General features: G+C 41.7%; 2 protein-coding genes. Both read left to right on the forward strand.

What is annotated here, in order from left to right:
* The first annotated feature begins 73 nt into the window (after positions 1 to 73).
* Complete coding sequence (locus DXD06_RS15145; RefSeq protein WP_117832886.1) at positions 74 to 922, forward strand: tyrosine-type recombinase/integrase; 849 nt, start codon at positions 74 to 76, stop codon at positions 920 to 922.
* A partial coding sequence (locus DXD06_RS15150; RefSeq protein WP_199535234.1) for a transposase zinc-binding domain-containing protein occupies positions 919 to 1,151 on the forward strand: 233 nt, incomplete at its 3' end. The genes DXD06_RS15145 and DXD06_RS15150, both read left to right, overlap by 4 nt.

The following is a 1,151-nucleotide window of genomic DNA, read 5'->3' on the forward strand; positions in this document are numbered from 1 at the left end:
GGAATTATGACGCTAATGCACCTCCGAATAGGTAGATGTAATTATTAACACTACTTATTCTGGAGGTTTTATTATGTATAAAGATATTTTTGAATCTATCCGCAATGAAGCGGAAAAACGTAACCTGCGTGAAAGAACTATTCAACTGTATTGCTCGGATGTCGGTTACTTCCTTCGTTGGATTGGAAAAAATGTTTCTGATCTTACACTTGAAGATGCGGAAAGTTTTCTTACTGCCAAACGTCTGGAAGGAAGGTCTCCTGAAACTCACAATCACTATCGGTCTGCAATAAAGTTCTTATATAAAAAGGTGCTGAAGACTGTCTGGGATGATGACACTGTTCCAGCTATGAAAAGAGAGCGCAATCTTCCTGCTGTTCTGTCCCGCGATGAAATAAATGCAATCATTGACGCCACTCCGAATCTGAAACATAAAGCGATTATTGCAACTATGTATTCTTCCGGATTACGTGTATCGGAGGTCGTTCATCTCCATTATGATGACATTTCCCGTACCAACATGACAATTCATGTTCGTGAAACCAAAGGCAGAATTGACAGATATACAATTCTGTCTCAAAAAAATTTAGACCTTCTCACAGAGTATTGGTACAAATGTGGTCGCCCCAAAGATATCCTTTTCCCAAGTTCCTGGTCCGGTGGATATCTTGATATAGCCAGTGTTAACCAGTTCTTTAAGAAAAGTGCTAAACTCGCCGGCATTAACCGTCATGTTTCCTCTCATGCGTGCCGTCATAGTTTTGCCAGCCACTTATTCGAAAGTGGCACAGATATAAAATATATCCAGTCACTTCTGGGACATGTTGATCCTCGCTCTACAGATGTTTACCTTCATGTGAGCAACAAGACACTTCTTGGGATCCGCAGCCCGTTCGACAACCCGGAAGGTGGTGAATCATGAGTAAGGATTGTACGATTCAGGATGTTTTTCATCATTTTTATTCATCATTTGAATCCACACATGATATTTCTCCCGCTCAGAGAAAAGCCGCTTACCACATCATGAATTGCAAAACCGGTGCCTTTGGTGTGAATGTAAGCGTATGCGAGGACTGCGGCTGCATGTCAGTCCACTATAACTCCTGCCGTGACAGATGCTGTCCTATGTGTCAGGAGTTTCCAAAAGAAAA

Origin of the sequence: Roseburia sp. TF10-5 (assembly GCF_003462365.1) — a bacterium.
GTDB lineage: Bacteria > Bacillota > Clostridia > Lachnospirales > Lachnospiraceae > Roseburia > Roseburia faecis.